At 66.3% G+C, this 2,728-nt stretch carries 2 protein-coding genes; both read right to left on the bottom strand.

The features are described 5' to 3' along the window. Positions 1-515: ABC transporter permease (locus KY572_RS46730; RefSeq protein WP_224250302.1), on the bottom strand; the 515-nt coding region annotated here is incomplete at its 3' end. A 4-nt stretch (positions 516-519) separates the two neighbouring features. After that, positions 520-2,631 carry an ABC transporter permease gene (locus tag KY572_RS46725; RefSeq protein ID WP_224250301.1) on the bottom strand — a complete coding sequence of 704 codons (2,112 nt, stop codon included), beginning with the start codon at positions 2,629-2,631 and terminating at the stop codon, positions 520-522. Between the last annotated feature and the right edge of the window lie 97 nt (positions 2,632-2,728).

The following is a 2,728-nucleotide window of genomic DNA, read 5'->3' as shown; positions in this document are numbered from 1 at the left end:
GTGGGGGCCGCCAGCGTCAGCGTGTCGCCCACCTTCACCTCGAGCTTCTTGGCCTGCTCCTCGAAGATGAGGATGGTGCCCGGCTGGCTCAGGTCGTCCAGCTTGCCCTCGCGCAGCTGGACCACCTTGCGGAAGCCCGGCTCTGCCTCGACATCCATGCCGCCCACGCCCACCTGCACCGAGCCGGTGTCCGAGACGAGCTTGGCCCAGCCACGGCCACGCTGGGACACGTAGTCCAGCTCCGGCACCTGCTTGCGGAGCTCCTCCATGAGCTTCGGGTAGTTGGTGACCACCGGCGCGGACTGGCCCGCCGTCACCTTGTAGAAGCCGCCCACGTTGATGTGCCCGCTCATCAGCGTGGTGGCCGACTCGAGCATGGTGGCTTTCATCCCGTTGGTGACGCCCATGAGGATGACGAGCACGGCCGTGACGCCAGCGATGGCGGCGCCCAGCAGCAGGGTGCGCCGGCGGTGCGCCAGCAGGTTGCGGTACGCGATCAGAAGGATCTGGGACATGGCTTCACTCGTCGGTCTGCATCGCCGTGACGGGCGACACGCGCGTGGCCATGAAGGCCGGGTAGAGAGTGGAGATCACCGAGACGCCCACCACGAGGACGAAGGCGGTGATGATGTTGGAGGCCTCCAGGGTGGGCAGGAGCTTGGGGCCGCTGAAGAAGAAGTACATCTCCTCGGAGCCCGCCGGGATGCCCACGTTGTGCAGCCAGCTGATGATGGCGCTGCCGACTCCGGCGCCCAGGCCGCCGAACACCAGGCCCAGCACCACCGTCTCCAGCAGCACCATGGACAGGATGAACGAGCGCTGCGCGCCGATGGCCCGCATGGTGCCCACCTCCTTGACTCGCTGGAGGGTGGCCATCATCACCGCGTTGTTGATGATGGCCAGCACCACCACGAAGAGGATGGTGATGATGCCCCACAGCACCATGCGCATCATCATCACGAACTGGCCGATGAGGCCGGCGGCCTGCTGCCAGCTCACCACGCGCAGCTTCAGGTCCTTGACCTCCTGGGACTGCTGCAGCTCGGCCAGCGTGGCGTCCAGCTTCGTCGGGTCCTTCAGGATGAGCGCGGCGCTGAGCACCATGCCGCCCTCGATCTCCTTCTGGGAGTAGACGCGCTGGAGCAGGTCCTTGTTGCGCAGGGCGGCGCCAGTGTCGCTGATCTGCTCGTTCTCGTTGATGAGGCCGGGGGTGGCGTCAGCCACGAGCGTGGAGGGCGCCTCCTCGCCGAAGAGGGCGGCCTCGGCGTCCTCGCGCTTCACCTCGGCCGCGCCGCTCTTGGTCTTGAGCTGGGCGATCTCCTCCTTCTTGTCCTCGGTGAGGTAGCCGTACAGGTCCCGGAAGGAGATCATGTCCATCAGGTTGGCGGCGCCCGCCAGCGGGGACTTCTCCAGGCCGCTGAACTCGTAGGTGCCGTAGATGGGCACGTTCACGCTCTGCACGTAGCCGGTGCGGCTGAAGGCGGTGATGGTCAGCGTGTCCCCCATCCGGAGACGGTACAGGTCCAGCAGCGGCACCAGTTGCTCGTAGAACTGCTTGTAGCGGGCATCGAAGTTCTCGTCGTTCACCGCCAGGAACGCGTTCAGCAGCTTGGACAGGTCCTTCTCCTGGCTGCCGAGGATCTCCTGCAGCCGAGCGGTGGCCTGCTGCGTCTTGAGCGGATCGAGCTGGTAGACGATCTCTCGCGTCTGCGTGGAGTTCTCCTTCACGTAGCGCTGCAGCAGCGGGTCGGTGGCGATGGTCTTCTTGTTGGTGTCGCGCTCCTGCTTGATGAGGTCCATGCGGCGCGCCGTCTTCAGCTTGAGGAACTCCTCGTAGAAGTACTTGGACAGCAGCATGCCGCGCCTGCCCTGCGGCACCGCCTGCCCGTCCACGATCTTCATGCGGTCGAAGCTCTTCTGGAACGCTTCCAGGTCCGTGCCCACGTAGCGGATGAAGAGCAGGTCCCCATCGGCGGCCTGGGGCGCCAGCTCGTTCTCCAGGAACTCCAGCGAGCCGAGTGGATCCTTCTCGAAGTCGGCCCAGAAAGCCTCCGAGCGGGCCTTCTCCAGCGCCGCCTCCTCCTCGGGCTCCCGGTCCGACTCGCGAATCAGCTCTCGGCGCTTGGCCTGCTCGGAGTGGAGCAGGGTGGCCAGCTGCCGCACGTGCGCCTTGAGGCTGTCGATCTGGGCACGCAGCTCGGGCTTCTCACCCTCGGCGCCCGTCTTGCGGTACAGGTCGCGCAGCCGCGCCAGCGTCAGGTCCACCGTGTTGCCGGAGGTGACGAGCGCGCCGTTGGTGCCCATGGGCACCACGGTCTGCACGTTGGGGTGCTTCTCCAGCGCCGCCTTGATGGGCGCGAAGCTGTCGATGGCCGCGACGTCCGCCTCACCCTGCATGCCGCCGAACAGGGCCAGCTCCTCCTTGGACTTGTCCGAGTACACCTGGATGTGCCCGGACAGCGAGCCGATGATCGACCGGCTCATGGACGAGTTCATGCTGTCCAGCAGCGACCCGCCCGTCACCACCAGGCAGGACGGGAAGAAGATGATGCCGCCGATGATGATGTTGACCTTGCTCTTGATGAGGTTGCGGAACGCCACCTGCACGAGCAGCTTGAATGTGCTCAGCATCAGTGCGCCTCCGCCCCGGACGCCATCGACAGGCCCGCCTCGGCCGGCGTGACGCGGTCGAGGATCCTTCCGTCCGCCAGCCGCACCACCGCGTTGG

Source organism: Hyalangium gracile (assembly GCF_020103725.1).
Lineage (GTDB): Bacteria > Myxococcota > Myxococcia > Myxococcales > Myxococcaceae > Hyalangium > Hyalangium gracile.
This window is presented reverse-complemented; position numbering and strand designations above follow the sequence as displayed.

Coding starts and splice junctions, on each gene's coding strand:
- KY572_RS46725 (WP_224250301.1), bottom strand. CDS start 2,631: ATGCTGAGCACATTCAAGCTGCTCGTGCAGGTGGCGTTCCGCAACCTC.